The following is a 19,908-nucleotide window of genomic DNA, read 5'->3' as shown; positions in this document are numbered from 1 at the left end:
GAAAAATCTGCATGGTTAAAACATGAAACTCATGCCCAATTGGCATGAGTTTTTCTGTGAACAAATCTCCTCACGTAAACAAGCTCGCTTTAATCGATGGTTATGAAGTATAGATAAAACGTATGGGCAGTTGCTACCGAATTTATAGTTTTTCTTATAAATCAGATAAGCTTTTTAATTAAATTGGTTGTTCGTCCACGCATCTATTCATCTACATACGTACGTTAAACTATGTCCATAGGGAGGTGTCCACACGGTGAGTCATTCAGAAGTGAAAAAACGTATGAAGAGAAAAAAGGCAACATTACATCCATGTAAAGTTAAAAGAAAAGACCGCCGATTGAAAGTCGTTAAAAAGTTCGTTCAAGTAAAATGTCCGTCTCCAGAGGTGAACATATCTACCCCTACTGTCGTTGGCCCAACAGGACCACAAGGTATACAAGGCGTACAGGGCGTACAGGGTATTCCAGGTAAACAAGGGGCAGAAGGGCCGCCTGGAGCCCAAGGACCAGCGGGGGGACCACCTGGACCACCTGGACCACAAGGACCTCAGGGACAGCCTGGTCCTGCTGGAGCGGTAGGCTCTCAAGGTCCGGTCGGACCTGCTGGACCCATGGGAGCACAGGGGATTCCGGGAGAAGCAGGGGCTGTAGGGCCACAAGGTCCGCAAGGTAATCCAGGCCCTGCCGGAGCGATTGGACCTCAAGGTTTTCCTGGCCCCGCTGGAGCAGTTGGGCCGACGGGTGCGACAGGAGCAGCAGGTCCGGCAGGCGCAGCCGGTGCAGCAGGAGCGGTAGGTCCCGCTGGAACAGTAGGTCCGGCAGGCCCAGCCGGTGCAACAGGAGCGGTAGGTCCTGCTGGAGCAGTAGGCCCGGCAGGCCCAGCCGGTGCAACAGGAGCGGTGGGTCCTGCTGGAGCAGTAGGTCCGACAGGTGCAACGGGAGTAGCGGGTCCCGCTGGGGCAACAGGATCTACAGGTGCAACAGGAGCAGCCGGAAGCGTGCTGGGATTCGCTGACTTTTTCGCACTGATGCCACCTGATAATGCAGCAACGGTTGCTCCCGGTACGGATGTAAGCTTTCCTCAGGATGGGCCAACAAGTGGAACAACTATCGCCCGCACGGGGCCTAGTTCATTCAATCTAGCAGCCATTGGTACGTATCAGATTTTATTCCAGGTGAGTATCAATGAAGCAGGTCAATTAATCTTAACTCTCAATGGGGCAGACTTGGCTCCTACTGTAGTTGGGCGAGCAACGGGAACGTCTCAGATTGTTGGTATGGCTTTGGTGCAAACAACCGTGATTAATTCTATTCTGACCGTACGGAACCCGGCTGGTAATGCTACAGCATTAACAATCACGCCACTTGCGGGCGGAACTAGACCTGTATCCGCACATCTTGTGATCACACAATTAGCATGAGTCCGTTAACAGGTTAGCAAACTTTTCTCAACTTTATTAAATATGCATCCACAACGGTAACATGGGTTTGCTTGAACTGAGATAGCAGTGTTTTACCTGAGGCTGTTATCTCAGTTGGAGCGGATAATGGTACAGGAGTAACTACATATCGGATACTCTTTTTGTTTTGTGAGGAATGGTGAAAACGTCACTGTATGGCAAGCAACATGTTTTAGTCGAATCTGAACGTAATATCGATTATGCCTATCATATTCAGAAGGAAACATTCCTGGATGAGAAAGGGCTGCAAGCTGAAAAAGATGATCTGGCTATCTATCGTGCATCGTTTATGCTGACAAAAGAGGGACAGGTCAATCAGGTTATATTGTTGGATCATCGATTTGCAACAACCTTTAAGTAAAACAGGGCTGCTAGTTAAGCAATGTATTAGATAATGAAATGGTACTTATTTTCGTATGAAACAACCCTTTGGTATTCTGCCGGAGAGTTTTCCCTTCGAACCCGTTCGATTTCAATCCCGATAACAAGTTCCTTGTTTACGTGCATATACATTACAGGAGACGGGTCAAGACTCCGGCTGTCCTAAGTTGTATGAACGGAGGGAGAGACATGGGCATTGAATCATCCTGGATGTTTGATTTGTTTGGAACCGTCTTTCCGGTTGTATTTGTTCTGATTATAGGTATAGTCCTTCTGTCGATGGGAAAAGAGGTATGGAGGTGGGGACGCAACAACTCGGAGCCGCTATTGACCGTGCCTTCACGAATCACCAGCAGACGGATGAAGATGAGTCAGTCGCAATCTGAACCGGGCAGTACAGCACGAACGTTATACTACGTCACCTTTGAAGTAGAAAGTGGAGATCGGCTTGAATTCAAAGTCGATGGCGAAGAGTATGGTTTGTGCGCTGAGGGGGATGAAGGACGGCTCTCGTTCAAAGGAACGCGTTATGTAGGTTTCGAGCGATATAATCGCGTATATTCTGAACGCCTACGGGGTTAAACTGAGCAGCTTGCGCCAGGATGGCGTGAGCTTTTTTTGATTAATTGCTGGACAAGCGTTTCTTAATGGGCCTAACGTGTTTTTATATAAGAAGAGGCTTAATAAGATTATGATCGAAGGATCATTACCATAGAGGAGGCAAACAATATGTCATTTACAGATCAGGTCGTTGTTGTAACCGGTGCTGCTCAAGGGATAGGACGAAGTGTGGCTGAGGCTTATGCGGTCGCTGGAGCCAAAGTTGTACTTGCCGATCACAAGGAAGCCGAGGGTGCGGCAGCCGCAGCTTCCATTCGTAATGAAGGCGGAGAAGCCATCTTTGTTCAATGTGATGTTCGGAGCGAGCAGGATATTACGAATCTTTTTCGTGCAACCGTGGAAGAATTCAAGCAAATTGATGTTTTGGTGAATAATGCGGGACTCGCCAAGTGGAAGTCACCCTATGAGCTGACGCTGGAAGAATGGGACGATGTACTCAATACCAATGTGAGAAGTTGCTTTTTGGCGAGTCGGGAAGCAGCCAAACATATGAAAAGCAATGAACACGGGGGTGCCATTATCAACATGGCTTCTACCCGTGCGCTGATGTCTGAGCCGGATACCGAAGCTTATGCCGCATCCAAAGGGGCGATTGTAGCTCTGACACATGCGCTGGCGGTCTCACTGGGCAAGGACCAAATTCGGGTCAATTGTATCAGTCCGGGATGGATTGAGACAGGTGACGTGGAGAAATTGAAAAAGGAGGATCATGAACAGCATCCCTCCGGTCGTGTGGGTGTTCCTTCGGATATCTCCCGTGCTTGTCTATATTTGTCTGATCCAAGCAATACCTTTGTCACAGGGACCAACCTCGTTATTGATGGAGGCATGACCCGAAAAATGATATATGAGGACTAGAACCGGGATTAAGCCGGGCGAGCCCTAAGCTGTCCCAACTTAAGAGTAATAAGCCCAAGTTAAGCACTTGGGCTTATTTGTTTTTAATAACTCGGTTGCTATAATAAATGTGATTTTACAACAGTAGAAGAATGGAGGGAGTATATGTTCGGGAAACAATCCCGGAAGGTATTTTGGCTGTTATTGCTGATCGGAGGGATGATAATGATAGGGAATGAGTCACCTGCTGAAGCTGACGGCGCAGATATACGGGCGGCCTGGGTATGGCAGGCACAGTCTGTTAGCAACGGAGATGAGCTGTTGGCCAATGCAGCTAAACATAAGATAAACAGGCTGTACGTGAATGTAGACATGTCGCTGCCCAAGGAGGTATACCAGACGTTTATAGCCAAAGCAAGCCGTGCGGGTATTGCGGTTGAAGCGCTGGGAGGCGATCCATCTTGGGCGCTCAGTGGCCGTGAAGGCCCCATGCTAAGATTAGCGTCGTGGGTAAGTGATTACAATCAAGCTGCTGAGACCAACGAGCAATTTGATGCCATACATCTGGATATCAAGCCCTATGTGTTACCAGCCTGGAAAGAAGATGCCAAGCCACTGGTACAATCCTGGGTAGCCAATATGAATCTGTTATTTGAGCAAGTGAGACAGGATGGCGCAATTACAGTGAATATTGACCTGCCATTTTGGCTGGATTCCTATACCGTCACAGGAAATAGAATCTCTGAGGATGCAGATAACGAACCGTTGTCACGTTGGTTCATTGAACGAGTGGAGCATGTCACTTTACTCGCTTACCGTGATAACGCGCAAGGGAACAATGGTATTATACGTTTAATTGAACAGGAAATGAACTGGGCCGATGCCAGCAATGTGAGCGTCACCGTTGGGTTGAACACCAAGCCAATGCCTGGCGAGGAATTCACGACTTTTGCCGGTAAAGGTGCAGCGCAGCTGGAAAGCGTTATTGAAGAAGTTGCCTCCGCATTCAGTGAACATACATCTTACGTCGGTTCTGCTGTACATGACATCGTATACTGGGGACAACTGGAGCCGTCAGAACTGCCATCACCGGAGATTCCATCCAATCAGCCAGAGATTCGGGGAACGTATATCTGGGAGGCCTCTCAGGTGACGAATGACGGGGGAGATCACATACTAGCGTTTGCTAGAGAGCAGAATATTAACTGGTTGTATGTGCGGTTAGATCTGGATCAACCCTATTCCAGTTACCGCAGTTTTGTGAAACGGGCAAAAGCAGAGGGCATCGAGATCCATGCGATGGGTGGACACCCCATCTGGGGCAAGAAGGAGAACCGTCCACGCATTAAGCGCTTGATTGATTATGTGAAAAACTATAATGCGGAATCCGAGCCGGATGAACGATTTGAAGGCATCCATCTGGATATTGAGCCTTACACCTTGCCGGAGTGGGAGAATAGTCGGGACACCCTTCTGACCGAATGGGCTGCCAACATTACATTTTTCCAGGAAGAAACGAAGAAGGACAGTGATCTCGAAACAAGTGCAGACCTTGCTGTATGGCTGGATACCTTCCCGTTGCCGGGAAAAGACATGTCTGTGACAGAGTTCATGATTGATACACTTGATCATGTGTCGATGATGGCATTCCGTAATCAGGCCGAAGGGTCCAATGGCATTGCTGCTGTTGTTAGTCAGGAGATGGAGATTGCAGATCGTCTGGGAAAAAGGTTGATGATTTCGGTAGAAATGAAGCAGAACCACGAAGGTCCTCATATTTCTTTTTATGAGAAAGGGGCAGCGGAGATGGAACTTCAGCTTGCCAAGCTTCCGGATCTGCTGGCCGAACATCAGGCTTACCAGGGCAATATTGTACATGCCTATGATTATTGGATTGAAGCCAAGCCTTAAACAGGCGAGTATTATAAGAAATAACTTGCTTCGGAACTTCACCTTGGGTGAGGTTCCGGGCTTTTTTTTATGGAAAAAAGATGGAATCGTGTCACCGAATGGGCTCCTGCACAATACGATGTACGGTGATGAACAGCTGAAACAAGGGAGGAAACAGACTATGGCTGTTATTAAAGCCAACTCAGAGGACGTCAAGCTGCTGGCTAGGCTCATGAGGGCAGAGGCTGAAGGTGACGGCGAACAGGGTATGTTGCTTGTGGGCAATGTAGGTGTGAACCGGGTGTTGGCGGATTGTCTGGACTTTAAGGATATTCGCGATATCAATCGTATGGTATTCCAGAATCCAGGAGGCTACGAGTCAACACAGAAGGGGTACTTTTACCAACGGGCAAGACAGTCCGAGATTCGTCTCGCACAACGGGTGATCAATGGAGAGCGCATCTGGCCAGCGAGCAATTCATTGTGGTTTTTCCGACCTGTGGGCGACTGCCCACCAACGTGGTATGACCAGCAAAATACAGGACGTTTCAAAGCACATTGTTTCTTCAGTCCGACAGGCGACGATTGTCCGGAAGTATATTAAATTTTGGGAGGAATCACTATGATTAATCAGCCTTATCAACCAATGACTCAAACACTGGGTCAGCAAGCGAATTCTGTGTTGGGTCAACAAGCCAATTCTCAGGTTCAAGGTACGTCATACAAAATCGGTAACGGAATGCCTTCCATGTCGCCAACACCAGGGATGGTATCCCCTAGCTCGACTAGTGTACCGCCACTCGTATCCAGCGGAAGTCCAATGACACCTACGGGTGCTGTAGTTACGACAACGGCTCCACAGTTTGAGCAATCGTACATTGAGAATATTCTACGTTTGAACCTTGGTAAATTCGGTACATTCTACATGACATACGAAGGTAACAAAGAATGGAATGCTCGCATATTCCAAGGTATTATTGAAGCAGCGGGCCGTGACCATATTATTATCAGCGATCCGAAGACTGGAAGACGGATCATGCTGTTGATGGTCAACTTTGACTATGCTACATTTGATGAGCCGTTGTTGTATCAATATCCAGGAGTGGTAGGCAATTACCCGCAAGCTCCAAGCAGATAATCATTGGCCCGCATCATTTTGAATGATAATTGACATGTTTAACACATAATGATTTACTTCGCTGTCCTGAATGTGGAGGTAATCCGCAGACAGGACAGCTTTTTACATAAACATATATACGAAGGTTACTATAGTTTAGAGTCATACGTAACCTTTTGGCGATAACATGGCACTTATACATGAATAGAACAAGCAGCATGCTTATATGAAGGGAGTCCATAGCATTGAATTCATGGATTGAAGGAGCGATGAAGGGCGAAACCGAAGCTTACGCACAACTGATGTCTCAATATCGCGGGATGGCTCTTGCTGTTGCCTACAATCGTTTAGGAGATACATTTTGGGCTGAAGATGTCGTACAGGAGGCGTTTACTGAAGCCTTTGGCAATCTGTCCAAGCTGGAAGCTCCTGAGGCTTTTCCCGGGTGGTTCAAGGTGATCGTGGAGAGGCAGTGTTATCGCTGGCTAAGACGCAAGCAGCATACGATGATTCCAGTTCAGGAGCTGGAGCATGTATTCCATGAAGAGGATCAGGCGCATGATCCGGAAAAACAAGCGGTGCAAAATGAAATGCATCGTACGCTTCGTAATTCCATTGCAATACTGCCATCATCGATGCGGATTGCTGTTGAACTGTTTTATTTGGAAGGATACTCGCTCAAGGAAATATCGGATTTCCTCGGGGTCAAGGTACCTGCATTAAAGAAAAGATTGTTCGATGCCCGATCCAAACTCAAGCGTTCTATGCCTGTAAGGGATCTGGTCTCTGTATTCAGTGACTTGTATGAAGGGGGAAAAGGATTGTTACACATTATGAATGGGGATCACGCGGCCAATCGTTTAAGAGAGAGTGGGATTCAGGGAGACATCCTGGTATGGAGAGAGTTGTATACGTTCGGCCCGGTAGCCAAAGAGATGGGAGGTACGAAGGAGCGGCAGAATCGGGCATCCGTGTTAGAGGAGCAGTTGGGCATTCCACAGACGGAATACTTGAAGATTGAGGAGCTTGAACGCAAGTTGCATTCGTTTCAACAATACAAGGAAATTGTCTTATGGTTCGAATACGATCTCTATGATCAGACGATGTTATCTTACCTATTGCATTATTTCAGAGGACAAGCACTCCAGAATACGAATTTGAATCTGCTCTGCATTGACTCGTATCCAGAGATTGAGCACTTTAGAGGACTGGGACAGCTTACTTCCACACAGATTGAACGTCTGTCCGGCAGTTGGCATGTGATTGAGAAAAACGAGTTACAAGCCGGTGCACAGTTCTGGGAAACCTATACGTCGACTGATTTCCGGCATCATCTGGATTACTTGCAGGCAGACACTTCTGCGCTACCCTTTGCGAAAGCTGCCTTTAAGGCCCATTTGTCCCGTCTGCCATCTGTATCGAACGGTCTGGGGCTCATTGAGCAGACAACACTAGAGACCATTAGAGCAGGTGTGGAGCATCCGTATCCATTATTTCGCGAGGTAGGGGACAAGCTGCATATTCTCGGGATGGGTGATCTTGAATACTGGGCATATCTGAGGCGGATGACAGAAGGACCTCATGCCCTTCTTCAGATGAGCGGTGCAACCACTTTCCCTAATTTCAAGCAGCATGATGAAAAATTCCGTGACGGAGTCCTGTCACTAACGGAACTCGGAATTCAGGTGTTGAATGGAGAAGTCGATTGGGCACTGCTGAAGCAGGATGAATTCTGGATCGGTGGATTGCATAACCCAAGCGGGAAACAAACCAAGTGGCGCTGGAACCCCGCTTCGGAAACCGTAGTGGACATTGAGTCGACATCGTAATTAGCGGATAGAATCTGGAGAAAATAACAGTATTGCAAAAAGAGAGTGTCCAGCCATGCGGAAGCATGAGCGAGGATGCTCTCTTTGGTTTCCTTAAACCAATGTTTGTGAAATGTAAATAAAACAGCGTAATCGAGACTTTTGTTAAAGAAAAAAGGCGTTTGTGCCATTTCGTTGTCATAGGACACGGATTGACTGTGTAGTGTAGAATTATATAATAAAAGAAGCATATCTTTGTTATTCGACAGAACAAGGTGGAGGTGGAAGCATTGGGAAGTTGAAATTGCATATGAACGGCAGAATGGCTAATATCCTACATTTTCGAAGGAGGTGGACCTATTTGCCGAAGAATGACGGCAAATAGGATGAAAATTTGAGTGACCCCTTACCGAGTATTTTAAATTTAGTAATAATTGGTTTACTTGTATTAATGAATGGTTTCTTTGTGTCGGCGGAATTTGCGATGGTGAAAGTTCGTGGAAGCCGGATTGAGGCTTTGGTGGAAACAGGCAACAAAAATGCCATCTATGCTTCCAATATCGTACGTAATCTGGATGCATATCTGTCAGCTTGCCAACTAGGTATAACTTTGGCTTCACTGGGACTCGGGTGGCTGGGAGAACCGGCAATTGCACATCTGTTAGAGCCCATGTTTACCGCATTTGGACTGGGACCAGTCTACGTTCATGGAATCTCTATTGCCATTGCATTTGTGATTATTACGATCTTGCACATTGTACTGGGAGAACTTGCTCCCAAAACGATGGCGATTCGAAAGTCTGAGACGATCACGTTGTGGTCTGCGGCTTTGCTAACGTTCTTCTACAAGTTAATGTACCCATTCATATGGGCACTGAACGGTATGGCTAACGGCTTGTTGAGACTGTTCCGAATGGCACCAGCTTCGGAGATGGACTCTGCACATAGCGAAGATGAAATACGCATTCTGATGAAAGAAAGCAATAAGAGCGGTTTAATTGATAACACTGAATTAGCACTTGTTGATAATATATTTGATTTTACGGATACAACTGCCCGTGAAATTATGATTCCACGGACGGAAATGATCTGTCTGAATGCCAATGAGTCCATGCTGGAGAATCTGGAGATTGCCAGTGAGAGTATGCGAACAAGGTATCCGGTATATAACGGAGACAAGGATCATATTATCGGCTTTATTCACATTAAGGATCTGATGCGATCCCAACTTACGGATACCATCTCCGTGATCCGGCCCATCCTGGCTGTGCCAGATACCACGCTCATCAGTGATCTGCTCAAACGTATGCAGCGTAGCAAGACACAGATTGCGATTCTGATTGATGAATACGGCGGAACCTCCGGGCTTGTCACACTTGAAGATATCATGGAAGAGATCGTAGGCGAGATTCAGGATGAATTCGACCATGAGCGTCCTGCCATTGAGCAAGTGGATGAGATGGAATACTCTATTGATGGATTGATGCTGATTGAAGAAGTCAGCGAACGATTCGGACTGGAGATGGATCGTGCCGATTACGACACCATCGGGGGCTGGTTATACTCCAGAGTAGATGCCATTCCACCTGAGGTCGGTCAATCGGTTGAGTATGGGGGTTATGTATTTGTCATTCAAGAGACAGAGCATAAGCGGATTTCCCGAGTGAATGTGATTAAGCTGGAACTGTTGGTTGAAGAAGAAGGCGCATAGCCAGATCGAAATCGGTACAAATGAAGCTGTATGGTGACGTAATGGTCATCGTACAGCTTCTTTGCATGCTCATGATTCTTGGGGTGCGTGAATGACAATATCGGCGTAACGGTTCTCTGTGACCAAGCTATTTTTGATATAAATTCGCTTATAAGTAACATAAACATTCTCTCCAGGAGCGAGATCATGCTGGATATTCAGCTTTTTTCGAGTGGATTTGGTTGTCGTCGGTGTCTTTATCGTGATGATATCGTACATGTCAACGAAAGTAACCTCGTAGGAATTGTAGTCCCCCACCTTAGTGGTGGATAACACCGAATTTTGTTTAAACTGGGTCAGGTGATCATTCACCATGCCAATTGTTACGGGGAGCACATAAAACAGAAGTACCAGAGGCAGAAGGCAGAAAGCAATCCCGAAAACACGTAAAAATTTGACATGGGAAAGGGTTCGTCCGCTCTGCTTGAGGAAAAGAAAAGCAAGGATGGGGGACAGTACAAGTCCCCAGATCATAAAGGGCAATACATAGCGGTCAATCCCCATGCTTATCCAGCTTTCCCGAGCTGTAGCCAAGAAATATATTAAGGTCCCTGCGGTAAGCGCACTCACCAAGATAATAAGCCAACGTTTGAACGAGCTGGAAACTTCGATATGTAGTTCATTCGGATTGGAGATTTGACGATGCCTTTTGGATTTGGATTGAAGCTTACTCAAGTTATACACCTCATTTGCAAATCTTGTTGGTTAATATGGTTTCGTGAATCCATTACCCAATACATACGGGCTGGAATAATTTAGGTTTCAACCGTGCTGGAGATGCTTGCAAAGATAAAAGACGCTGCCGACAGAAACATCGGAGCGTCTAATTTTTTTTTGAAACCTGTCACCCGATCCGTCCGTTTATACCCTTACACAAAATCAAATATGGAACCGGAGGATGGATCAATATGCGGAAAATGAATAATAAGAGTGCAGCATCTATACTAAAAATAACCCTTGTTGCCTTGTTAATGGTGCCAACAATTCTGGCTATACCTACGTCCGAACCAGCCGTTGCAAGCCCGATGAGCAACGTGTCCTCTGGTGCCCTTACACCCCCACCTCCGCCGGAACCATCCAACCATTCGCTTGCTAACACTCGAGAACTTGGACATATCTATCAAGCGGTCGGTGCAGTCATTCCTGGGGGTGGACTATCGGCTATCGTCAATACCAAGACCATGACATATACAGCAATGAAGACACTTTCCGTAGATTATCGACTTGAGCGCTGGACAGGAACAGCATGGGTAACTTTTAAAATGAATTCCAAGAATGCAACGAATACAAACTTACTGAATGCCGCATCGGATTGGACCGTTATGCCAGGATATTATTATCGCGTTACCAGTATTCATACAGCGTATGATGGAAGTACCACGGAAACAAGCAAACATGTCTCTGGCACCGTGTTATTCTGATCTTATCGACGGGTGCTGCCGGGAAACTTCTGCTCTTGAAAATCGTTGGCAATCGCAGTCATTTCTTCTTCCGAAAGGGTTCCAAACAGACTCATATTGTTGGAACCCATCATCCACTGAAAAGAGTTATAGGGTGGGCCGATATACATCAGTGCTTCCGAGCCATCCGCCAGCTTTACGGTGCTCATATCACGAAGCATGGCCCCTTCAATTTTCTCCCCAGGCATGACATAGACATAATCAAACTGGATGATCTCATCCTCTATGCTCTTGCCTTCACTGGTATATTGAACTCTCATTTGTGTGGACTCATAATAATCGTCTGGATTCACAGGGTTTTCAGTATCAAGCACGAGTTCGAATTTGACCTTGTTGAATCGCTCGGGAATGGCCTTGGATAACAGAAAGTCACCCATGAACCCTTCGCGTGCGATCTCTTCCGTAACAAGTACTGGACGAAGCAGATGGCTCGATAACTCATACGAAGGTGTATTAAGAGCTTCTTCTTCTTGTAATTGAAGAATGTCGTCTAAGCTGGTTTCCGGTGGTGGAGGCGTTTTGGCTGTTGATGGATCAGCCCCCAGATGGGTCGTGCGATCCTCGATGATAATGGATTTCATGCCATTACCCCAATCTTTGATGGATTGCACAAAAGGGGATACCGCTTGCGTACCAGATGGCAGGCTGAAAATAACGGCTCCGATGGTCACGGACGCAGCTACGACAACTGAAAGTCGCAAGGTACGTATTCTTTTTTTACGTAAACCAATTCTGTTAATTTCCCGTTGTACCTTCTGCCAGGATTGCTGCATAGATTCGGTATGGGAGGCGGAAGGGGCAGAGACGGCCTGATGGAAAGCTTCATCAAAAGCCAGATCAAACGCAGCGTCGAAATATTCGTCTTCCAGCTCTGAATCGTATTGCTCCACGTTTTTATCGGACTTGCCTTTGCTCAATGCTTCCACCCCATTCCTTATGTAATTTCTTCTTGATACTGCCACGGGCTCTGAACAAGCGTTGCTTCACAATGTCTTCGGAGGTATCCAGCAGTTCGGCCATCTCTCGGTAGGAGAGACCTTTTTTCCACCGTAACTCCACCAGTACACGATATTCCGGTTTGAGCTGTCCGAGATAATATTCAATGGACTCTTCCATCATCTGCGTTTCTACCATGCTTTCCACGGAAGCTGCCGTCTGATTCATCGTCTCCATATCTATAAAAACACTATCCGTATCCAATTGGTTACGGTTATTTTTATTTTTTCTCAGATAATTAATAGCTGTGTTCCGTGTGACAACCTTGAGCCAGGCTTTCAGTTTGACCTCGTCTTCAAAGATGGGTTTGTTTTTAATAATTTTGATAAAAGCTTCCTGAATAATATCTTCTGCTGCAGCACGCTCCTTGATGATATAAACGATAAGACCATGTACCATATTATAATATTCATAATACACTTCTTCTTGAAGTGCAGAGCCTAAATTATGGAAATCTGAGGCTAGTAATAACTGGAGCCGATTGGCCATGATGTTCTCCTTTCTGGTGAACAATCCACAAACATTGGTATCATTACATTTTACAACATAATATGGAAACGATACAATGGGAGGTTGGTCCGAGAAAAACCAGATGGAGTGAGCGTGTGCAGCCTCCAGGACAGTTTGCTGAAAATTAATAAAAAGGCTGTCTTGCAACCATGAACACATGGTTGCAAGACAGCCTGGATGACAGTTTCAGTGAAAATATATAACGGGGGAGAAATCAACCGTTATCTGTTAGAATGCCCAGTCTCCATTGAGGAAGATGGCTTCACGTTCGCCGTTTGCCGTAATACCGTAGATGTCCGTTTCGGGAGAGCCCATCATGAAATCCACATGAGTAATGCTGGAGTTCATGCCGCGAGCGGCAAGTTCTTCGGGAGACATCGTCTTGCCCCCTTCGATATTAAATGCATAGGAACTGCCAATCGCAAGATGGCACGATGCATTCTCATCATACAATGTAGTGTAATACAGGATACCACTCTCAGAGATCGGTGAATGGAAGGGAACCAAAGCGACTTCGCCGAGGTAATGAGATCCTTCATCCATGGAAATGAGTCTTTCCAGCGTATCCTGACCTTCTTCGGCATGAAAATCAATGATACGTCCGTTCTCAAATGTGAGTGAAAAACGATCAATGATACTGCCGCCATAGCTGAGTGGTTTGGTGCTGGACACTTTGCCATTAACGCCATGTTTGGCTGGAGCAGTGAATACTTCCTCTGTTGGAATATTGGCGACAAAAGGGGTGCCTTGCTCATTCACGCTACCTGCCTGCGCCCAGATATGACCTTCTGGAAGCTCGACAGTAAGATCCGTCCCCGGTGAGAGGAAATGCAATGCTTGATACTTCTTGTTGTTCAGGGCAACAGCTTTGGTCTCCAGTCGTTCGATATGCTGTTCCCAAGCCGCTACAGGGTCCTCCAGATCGGCTCTCACTGCAGCAAAAATGGCTTCCCACAGCTGGCTAACCTGCTCGGCTGCCGGGAGATCCGGGAATACTTTGGCTGCCCAATCGGGGGAAGGACAAGCCACACCCGTCCAGCTCATTTTATCCGCCTGTTGATACTGACGGTACTTGGCCATCGCCTGACCAAATGTACGCTGATGGGTGGAAATCCGCTCCGGGTCAATACCTTTCATCAGGTCTGGACTGGATGACAATACGGTTAGAAAGGCTGCATTATTGGCCGCCAGTTCTTCAAGCTCCGCTGCATGCCATTTCGGCGGCTCCTGGAAGGATTCCTCAGGGGCCATCTCAAACCGCAATCGATTGACGGTTTCATCTCCGTATTTTACAATCACCTGCTTGGCGCCAGCTTCATACCCCTTGCGTACCAGCAAACGTACGAATTCAGCGGTATCAATCATCGCAGAGATGACAAATACTTGTCCTGGTTGCACGTTAGCACCTACTCTTACAGCCAGTTCAGCGTAACGATCCATTTTTTGTTCAAAACTTAACATGTGAGTTCCCTCCAATTGTTGAATTTTTGACCTGTTGACGCAGGAAAAGAGAGGAGTAATCTCCTCTCTCCTAAATCACATCAAACGGGATTAAAATGCCCAGTTTCCTTGCAGGAAGATCGGCTCTTCCGCACCTTCGGAGGTCACACCGTGGATGTTCATTTCTCCGGATCCAATCATGAAGTCAACATGAGTGAGACTGGAGTTCATGCCACGTTCAATCAATTCTTCTTTGGACATCGTTTTACCACCTTCCAGACAGAAGGCATAGGCATTACCAATCGCCAAATGGTTGGAGGCATTTTCATCAAACAAAGTATTGTAGAACAAAATATTCGTATCGGAAATTGGTGACTGATGTGGAACGAGGGCTACCTCACCCAGATAGTGTGCACCTTCATCCATCTCGATCAGGTTTTTGAGTGCATCCAGTCCTTGTTCAGCGGTGTAATCTACGATTCGACCGTTCTCAAATGTAAGGGAGAATCCGTCAATCAGGTTGCCGCCGTAGCTCAGTGGTTTCGTGCTGCGAACGGTACCGTTAACACCCGTTTTCAGCGGAGCTGTGAATACTTCTTCGGTAGGCATATTGGCAATAAAGACATGTCCTTGCTCATTGACACTTCCACCGGATACCCAGATATGGCCTTCTGGAAGTTCAATGGTCAAGTCTGTGCCTGGAGCTGTATAGTGAAGCTTCTTGTATTTCTTGTTGTTCAGCAGATCAGCGCGGGAATCTAGGTTTTGCAAATGGGTTTTCCATTCGGCAACAGCATCCTGCTCACCGATCCGTACGGTTTTGAAAATGACGTCCCACAGGCGATCGACTTGTTGTGCTTCTGGAAGATCCGGGAACACTTTAGCTGCCCATTCCGGAGAAGGAACGGCTACGATAGACCAGCTGAATTTGTCAGCCATCTGATAAGAACGATATTTTTCGAGCGCTTTGCCGCGCACTTTTTGGCTGGTAACAATCCGTTCCTGAGCTACACCGTTCAGAAGATCCGGATTTTCAGCGATGACGTGCAGAATAGCGGCACCTTCTTCAACGAGTTCAGTCATTTCAGCTGCAAACCATTTCGGTTCAATGGAGAAGGCTTCATCAGGTGCAAGATCGTAATGAAGACGTGTGACGGTTTCATCGCTCCAGTTTACTTTGACCAATTTCGCACCTTTACCGTAAGCTGCTTTGACAATCAGTCGTACAAAATGTGCTGCCGAGATTGGAGCGTTTACCACGAGTGTCTGTCCTGGATGGACATTGACACCGACTTGTACAGCCAGTTCAGCATATTGCTGAAGATTCGTTTCAAAAGTATTCATGCTATTTTTTCCTCCAATGTGATAATAATATCGTAGCTTGTTGGCTATTATAGATGTTGGTCAAACACGTATTTATAATCCTCATTACAACTATGTAAGGACTCAGAATGGATCCTTCATTGAATAAGGTATACGTTGCTACGTTATATATTGTACAATTAACCAATAATAATTACCAAACTAGGTTTACCAGAAATGTTGGAGACCGCCTGTAGATGAAAGATTAAAGGAGAGAATGATTGTGAATATTGAAATTATAAGTGCTGAAATGCGCCGTGAAGGTGAAAAAGGATACGTGGGAAATACCGTTTACCGCACAGAAGGCGAAAAGTCAGTATATGAGATTACCTTCATGAGCAAGAACGGAAAAGATTGGGACTATAGTTTGCATTTCACGGAGCAATCCGGTGATGAAGAAGAGTTACTGCGTATGGACGAGTTGCTTGAAAATGATGACGATCTGTACAATCAATTGCTCGATGCTGCTTTGGAGGCATTTCCGGCTTAACTAGCCGAGATGTTCTTGTTCTATTGTGTTGTGTCGATGACTATACTAGACGGTGTATGCCCGAAACAGGGTGTATACCGTCTATTTTATTGGAAATGTTGAATAGATGATCCAGAAAAGGGAAGTCTACGAGATGAATGGAACCAGAGAGACAATCCGCCTAATGGGAGGTAACCGTGAATGGCATCTGACAATCTGATTACAGAAGGGTTGACGGGACTTGAAGAAGTCGCGCCCGATATTCTCAGTCTACGTACACTATTCGTTAATGTCGTGTTCATCGGAGAGCCAGGAAGCAGGAACTGGGTCCTCGTGGACACCGGAATGGCGAGGTTCACAGATCATATTGTTCAGGTTGCAACAGAACGATTTCAAGGTCCGCCGTCTGCGATCATATTGACGCATGGCCACTTCGACCATGTAGGGACCGTTATTGAACTGGAACAATTCTGGGGTGTGCCAGTGTATGCTCATCCGCTTGAAATTCCGTATTTAACGGGATTAAAAGATTACCCGCCAGCGGATCCTTCTGTAGGTGGAGGTTTGATGTCCAGGTTGTCATTCGCTTATCCCAATGAGGCAATCAATCTGGATGATCGGATATTCAGTTTACCCAAAGATCATTCCGTTCCAGGCGTCTCAGGATGGGAATGGGTGCACACGCCAGGTCATACGCCTGGACATGTGTCGCTGTTTCGGGAAGCAGACCGTTTGTTAATTGCGGGAGACGCAATCATCACAGTGAAGCAGGAGTCGCTGTGGAGTGTGTTGCTTCAGGACAAACAGTTGCATGGCCCACCATCTTATTTCACAACCGATTGGCAGGCTGCTCATCAATCTGTCCAGCATATAAGGCATCTGGAACCGAAACTTGCGATTACCGGGCATGGGCATGCCTTGAGCGGAGATATGCTGAGTGCATCCTTGAAGCGACTTGATCTGGACTTTGAAGAGAGCACTGTGCCGGATCAAGGAAAATATGTGGATTAATTGAACCATCATATGAAAGACAGCAGAGACAGCCGTAACGTATTGCAGCTGTCTTTTTCCTGTCTTTTTTGTTTTTCTATTATGAATTTGTTCTCTATCATAGATTGGTATTTTGCGCTCGGGCATGATATAGTCGAGCCGTATAATATAACCTTAGTATGCAGGAGGTACATATAACGATGACACAGCAAAATGCAGCATTTGAAGAACAATTTGGAGGGATTCCGGCCGTTTGGCTTCGTTTTAATCAGTTTGAAGCGGCAGTTATTCCTAGCGTGGGTGCCAACCTCGTTGCTTTTCGTGATACAGAAAAGGGTTTCCGTTACTTGAGAGAGCCGAATCAGGATCAGATGGATGAATTTATGGCTGCACCTGCGGTCTATGGAATTCCGATTCTTTCTCCACCAAACCGTTATGAGGATGGACGTTTCCCCTGGAATGGTAAAGTTTATCAGTTGCCTGTGAACGAACCGGCTACAGGTAACCATTTGCATGGATTTTTGCATGATGCCGAGTGGAAGGTTGAGGGATACGGTTCGGATCAGCTGGAGAGTTATGTGTTGCTTAGCCAGGACGTGAAAGAAGGGCATACATTCCATCAGTACCTGCCGTTTACGTTCACAGTGACGCTCCGTTATTCTTTGAGTAGCCAAGGACTTCAGCAACAATTGATCGTCCGCAACAACGGGACTGAATATATGCCGAATTTGTTTGCATTCCACACGGCGATTGCTGTACCTTTTGCACCGGACAGTCAGGCCTCGGATTACACGGCCAAAGTTACGATTGGACAACGTCGTGAATTGAATGAGCGTTCTCTGCCAACAGGACAATTTCAACCGCTTACACCTGAGGAAGAACAATTGAAAAAAGACGGTGTTAGTCCGTTCTTTGCTGCCATGGATAATCATTACACTGCGGAGCCGCAGAATGGACGTAACTATATGGAACTTACGGATCACCGTACTGGAGACAAACTGGTATACGATGTGGGTACCTCCTACAAGCACTGGATGATCTGGAACAATAACATGGGTGGCGAATTCTTCTGTCCTGAACCACAGATGAACCTGGTTAACGCTCCTAATGTTGAAGGCATACCTGCAGAAGAAATCGGATTGATCGGTTTGGAACCAGGTGAACTATTCGAACAGAGCAGCCGATTGTATCCAATTGCGTCACAAAAATAATTCACGCTCATTTTGCGCTGCGCTTACAATTTTGTCGAAAAGGTGAAAACCTGCTCGTAAATCATGTATAATATGACGAGATACACAAGCTTTGTAGAGACCCAAACCATCTTTTTGGAGGAGGACAAGCAAGTGGAATACCGCATTGAGAGAGATACGTTAGGCGAAATGAAAGTACCAGCCGACAGGCTGTGGGGAGCTCAGACGCAGCGCAGCAAGGAGAATTTCCCGATTGGCAGTGAACATATGCCGATGGAAGTTATCCGTGCCCTTGCCATTTTGAAAAAAAGTGCTGCGGCCAGTAACCATAAATTAGGTAAATTATCTGCGGCTAAGTCCGATGCTATTGCTTATGCAGCAGACGAGATTATTGCAGGCCGAATTGATGACCATTTCCCACTGGTAGTATGGCAGACGGGAAGTGGAACACAATCCAATATGAACGTGAACGAAGTGATTGCCAATCTGGGGAACCAACTGCTGGAGCAAAAGGGTAAGGAAGAGCGTCTGCATCCAAATGATGACGTGAACATGTCCCAGAGCTCCAACGATACATTCCCAACGGCTCTGCATGTCGCAGGTGTTCTGGCTGTTGAGGATCAACTCTTGCCTGCCATTGCGGTATTAAAAGCCACTTTTGCAGACAAGTCGGAGGCATTCAAGGATATTATCAAGATTGGACGTACTCACCTCCAGGATGCAACACCAATTACGCTTGGCCAGGAGATCAGTGGTTGGGAAGCCATGCTGGGCAAGAGTGAGCGTATGATCCGTGAAAGTGTGCAGTACCTGAAGGAGCTTGCGATCGGCGGTACAGCTGTCGGAACGGGCATTAATGCGCATCCGGATTTTGGGGATTTCACTGCCAAGGAGATTGGCAAACATACGGGGAAAGATTTTGTATCTGCACCAAACAAATTCCATGCCCTTACAAGTCATGATGAAGTTGTATATGCGCACGGTGCCGTTAAAGCGCTTGCAGCTGATTTGATGAAAATTGCCAATGATGTCCGCTGGTTGGCCAGTGGCCCTCGCAGTGGATTGGGCGAGATCCGTATTCCTGAGAATGAGCCAGGCAGTTCCATTATGCCGGGTAAAGTCAACCCAACTCAGAGCGAGGCCATTACTATGGTGGTTACGCAGGTCATGGGTAATGACGCAGCGATTGGTTTCGCGGCAAGTCAGGGTAATTTTGAACTGAATGTATTCAAACCGGTTATCATCTATAACTTCTTGCAATCCGTACAACTGCTGGCGGACTCCATTATTGCGTTTAATGACAAGTGTGCCGTAGGCATTGAGCCTAACCTGGATCAGATTAAACATAATCTGAACAATTCGCTGATGCTGGTTACCGCGCTTAATCCGCATATTGGTTATGAGAATGCAGCCAAAATTGCGAAGCTTGCACATAAAGAAGGCTTGTCTTTGAAACAGGCGACGTTACAAACGGGCCTGCTTACCGAAGAGCAATTTGATCAATATGTCGATCCGGCCAAAATGATCGCTCCAAAGGCCTAAAATCAGCCCAAATGAGCAATATAGATCACTGAAGAGGACGACCTGCACAAGCAGGTCGTTTTTCTTATGCTTACCGATGAACT

19 protein-coding genes are annotated in these 19,908 nt (G+C 46.5%); 14 read left to right on the top strand and 5 right to left on the bottom strand.

All coding sequences use genetic code 11. The features are described from left to right. Positions 1-256 precede the first annotated feature (256 nt). The 9 genes from MHB85_RS17290 (at position 257) to MHB85_RS17250 (ending at position 9,827) form a co-directional block, all read left to right on the top strand. Positions 257-1,423, top strand: a complete 1,167-nt coding sequence (locus MHB85_RS17290; protein ID WP_341073313.1) for a collagen-like protein — start codon at positions 257-259, stop codon at positions 1,421-1,423. Between the two features lie 175 nt (positions 1,424-1,598). Next, positions 1,599-1,823 carry a hypothetical protein gene (locus tag MHB85_RS17285; RefSeq protein ID WP_091019561.1) on the top strand — a complete coding sequence of 75 codons (225 nt, stop codon included), beginning with the start codon at positions 1,599-1,601 and terminating at the stop codon, positions 1,821-1,823. Positions 1,824-2,032: 209 nt separating this feature from the next. After that, positions 2,033-2,425, top strand: coding sequence for a DUF2500 domain-containing protein (locus MHB85_RS17280; protein ID WP_091019559.1), 393 nt, complete (start codon positions 2,033-2,035; stop codon positions 2,423-2,425). A gap of 147 nt (positions 2,426-2,572) precedes the next feature. Beyond that, positions 2,573-3,322, top strand: coding sequence for a glucose 1-dehydrogenase (locus MHB85_RS17275; protein WP_341073312.1), 750 nt, complete (start codon positions 2,573-2,575; stop codon positions 3,320-3,322). A gap of 204 nt (positions 3,323-3,526) precedes the next feature. Beyond that, the gene (locus MHB85_RS17270) at positions 3,527-5,212 is read left to right on the top strand and encodes a hypothetical protein (RefSeq protein WP_341073311.1); all 1,686 of its coding nucleotides are present in this window, start codon (positions 3,527-3,529) and stop codon (positions 5,210-5,212) included. Positions 5,213-5,372: 160 nt separating this feature from the next. After that, complete coding sequence (locus tag MHB85_RS17265; RefSeq protein ID WP_091019611.1) at positions 5,373-5,795, top strand: cell wall hydrolase; 423 nt, start codon at positions 5,373-5,375, stop codon at positions 5,793-5,795. Between the two features lie 75 nt (positions 5,796-5,870). Next, positions 5,871-6,329 (top strand): spore coat protein GerQ, encoded by a 459-nt coding sequence (gerQ, locus tag MHB85_RS17260; RefSeq protein ID WP_373419893.1) that lies wholly within the window; start codon positions 5,871-5,873, stop codon positions 6,327-6,329. A 224-nt stretch (positions 6,330-6,553) separates the two neighbouring features. Then, positions 6,554-8,137, top strand: coding sequence for a sigma-70 family RNA polymerase sigma factor (locus MHB85_RS17255; RefSeq protein WP_341073310.1), 1,584 nt, complete (start codon positions 6,554-6,556; stop codon positions 8,135-8,137). A 373-nt stretch (positions 8,138-8,510) separates the two neighbouring features. Then, positions 8,511-9,827 carry a hemolysin family protein gene (locus MHB85_RS17250; RefSeq protein WP_091019552.1) on the top strand — a complete coding sequence of 439 codons (1,317 nt, stop codon included), beginning with the start codon at positions 8,511-8,513 and terminating at the stop codon, positions 9,825-9,827. Positions 9,828-9,896: 69 nt separating this feature from the next. Here MHB85_RS17250 and MHB85_RS17245 read toward each other — a convergent pair whose 3' ends face one another. Next, the gene (locus tag MHB85_RS17245; protein ID WP_341073309.1) at positions 9,897-10,541 is read right to left on the bottom strand and encodes a hypothetical protein; all 645 of its coding nucleotides are present in this window, start codon (positions 10,539-10,541) and stop codon (positions 9,897-9,899) included. A gap of 242 nt (positions 10,542-10,783) precedes the next feature. Between MHB85_RS17245 and MHB85_RS17240 the strand changes: the two genes are divergently transcribed. Then, positions 10,784-11,287 (top strand): hypothetical protein, encoded by a 504-nt coding sequence (locus MHB85_RS17240; protein WP_341073308.1) that lies wholly within the window; start codon positions 10,784-10,786, stop codon positions 11,285-11,287. 2 nt (positions 11,288-11,289) lie between these two features. On the opposite strand, the gene MHB85_RS17235 is transcribed toward MHB85_RS17240, so the two are convergent. From MHB85_RS17235 to MHB85_RS17220, 4 genes are all read right to left on the bottom strand, one after another. Beyond that, on the bottom strand, positions 11,290-12,243 hold the full coding sequence (locus MHB85_RS17235; protein WP_105599072.1) for a hypothetical protein: 954 nt from the start codon (positions 12,241-12,243) through the stop codon (positions 11,290-11,292). Then, positions 12,221-12,811: an RNA polymerase sigma factor gene (locus MHB85_RS17230; protein ID WP_074095416.1), complete on the bottom strand. Its 591-nt coding sequence runs from the start codon at positions 12,809-12,811 to the stop codon at positions 12,221-12,223. The genes MHB85_RS17235 and MHB85_RS17230 overlap by 23 nt, the downstream gene beginning before the upstream one ends. 249 nt (positions 12,812-13,060) lie before the next feature. Next, complete coding sequence (locus tag MHB85_RS17225) at positions 13,061-14,293, bottom strand: aminopeptidase (protein WP_341073307.1); 1,233 nt, start codon at positions 14,291-14,293, stop codon at positions 13,061-13,063. A 90-nt stretch (positions 14,294-14,383) separates the two neighbouring features. Then, entirely contained in the window at positions 14,384-15,616 is a 1,233-nt protein-coding gene (locus MHB85_RS17220) for an aminopeptidase (protein WP_124115192.1), read from the bottom strand. 235 nt (positions 15,617-15,851) lie between these two features. Here MHB85_RS17220 and MHB85_RS17215 point away from each other — a divergent pair, with 235 nt between their 5' ends. The 4 genes from MHB85_RS17215 (at position 15,852) to fumC (ending at position 19,825) form a co-directional block, all read left to right on the top strand. After that, positions 15,852-16,124 (top strand): hypothetical protein, encoded by a 273-nt coding sequence (locus MHB85_RS17215; RefSeq protein ID WP_047843332.1) that lies wholly within the window; start codon positions 15,852-15,854, stop codon positions 16,122-16,124. 180 nt (positions 16,125-16,304) lie between these two features. After that, a complete protein-coding gene (locus MHB85_RS17210) occupies positions 16,305-17,114 on the top strand; it encodes an MBL fold metallo-hydrolase (protein ID WP_091019540.1) in 810 nt (269 codons plus the stop codon). A gap of 179 nt (positions 17,115-17,293) precedes the next feature. Beyond that, entirely contained in the window at positions 17,294-18,304 is a 1,011-nt protein-coding gene (locus tag MHB85_RS17205) for an aldose 1-epimerase (RefSeq protein WP_047843331.1), read from the top strand. A 132-nt stretch (positions 18,305-18,436) separates the two neighbouring features. After that, positions 18,437-19,825: a class II fumarate hydratase gene (fumC, locus tag MHB85_RS17200; RefSeq protein ID WP_105599071.1), complete on the top strand. Its 1,389-nt coding sequence runs from the start codon at positions 18,437-18,439 to the stop codon at positions 19,823-19,825. Positions 19,826-19,908 lie beyond the last annotated feature (83 nt).

This window comes from Paenibacillus sp. FSL K6-4396, assembly GCF_038002525.1.
GTDB classification, from domain to species: Bacteria; Bacillota; Bacilli; order Paenibacillales; family Paenibacillaceae; genus Paenibacillus; species Paenibacillus amylolyticus_B.
Note: the sequence above shows the minus strand (reverse complement) of the source record. Positions and strands in the feature narration are given on the sequence as shown.

Coding starts and splice junctions, on each gene's coding strand:
- MHB85_RS17280 (WP_091019559.1), top strand. CDS start 2,033: ATGGGCATTGAATCATCCTGGATGTTTGATTTGTTTGGAACCGTCTTT.
- MHB85_RS17230 (WP_074095416.1), bottom strand. CDS start 12,811: ATGGCCAATCGGCTCCAGTTATTACTAGCCTCAGATTTCCATAATTTA.
- MHB85_RS17265 (WP_091019611.1), top strand. CDS start 5,373: ATGGCTGTTATTAAAGCCAACTCAGAGGACGTCAAGCTGCTGGCTAGG.
- MHB85_RS17270 (WP_341073311.1), top strand. CDS start 3,527: ATGATAGGGAATGAGTCACCTGCTGAAGCTGACGGCGCAGATATACGG.
- MHB85_RS17275 (WP_341073312.1), top strand. CDS start 2,573: ATGTCATTTACAGATCAGGTCGTTGTTGTAACCGGTGCTGCTCAAGGG.
- MHB85_RS17225 (WP_341073307.1), bottom strand. CDS start 14,293: ATGTTAAGTTTTGAACAAAAAATGGATCGTTACGCTGAACTGGCTGTA.
- MHB85_RS17215 (WP_047843332.1), top strand. CDS start 15,852: ATGATTGTGAATATTGAAATTATAAGTGCTGAAATGCGCCGTGAAGGT.
- MHB85_RS17240 (WP_341073308.1), top strand. CDS start 10,784: ATGAATAATAAGAGTGCAGCATCTATACTAAAAATAACCCTTGTTGCC.
- MHB85_RS17205 (WP_047843331.1), top strand. CDS start 17,294: ATGACACAGCAAAATGCAGCATTTGAAGAACAATTTGGAGGGATTCCG.
- MHB85_RS17285 (WP_091019561.1), top strand. CDS start 1,599: ATGGTGAAAACGTCACTGTATGGCAAGCAACATGTTTTAGTCGAATCT.
- MHB85_RS17220 (WP_124115192.1), bottom strand. CDS start 15,616: ATGAATACTTTTGAAACGAATCTTCAGCAATATGCTGAACTGGCTGTA.
- MHB85_RS17210 (WP_091019540.1), top strand. CDS start 16,305: ATGGCATCTGACAATCTGATTACAGAAGGGTTGACGGGACTTGAAGAA.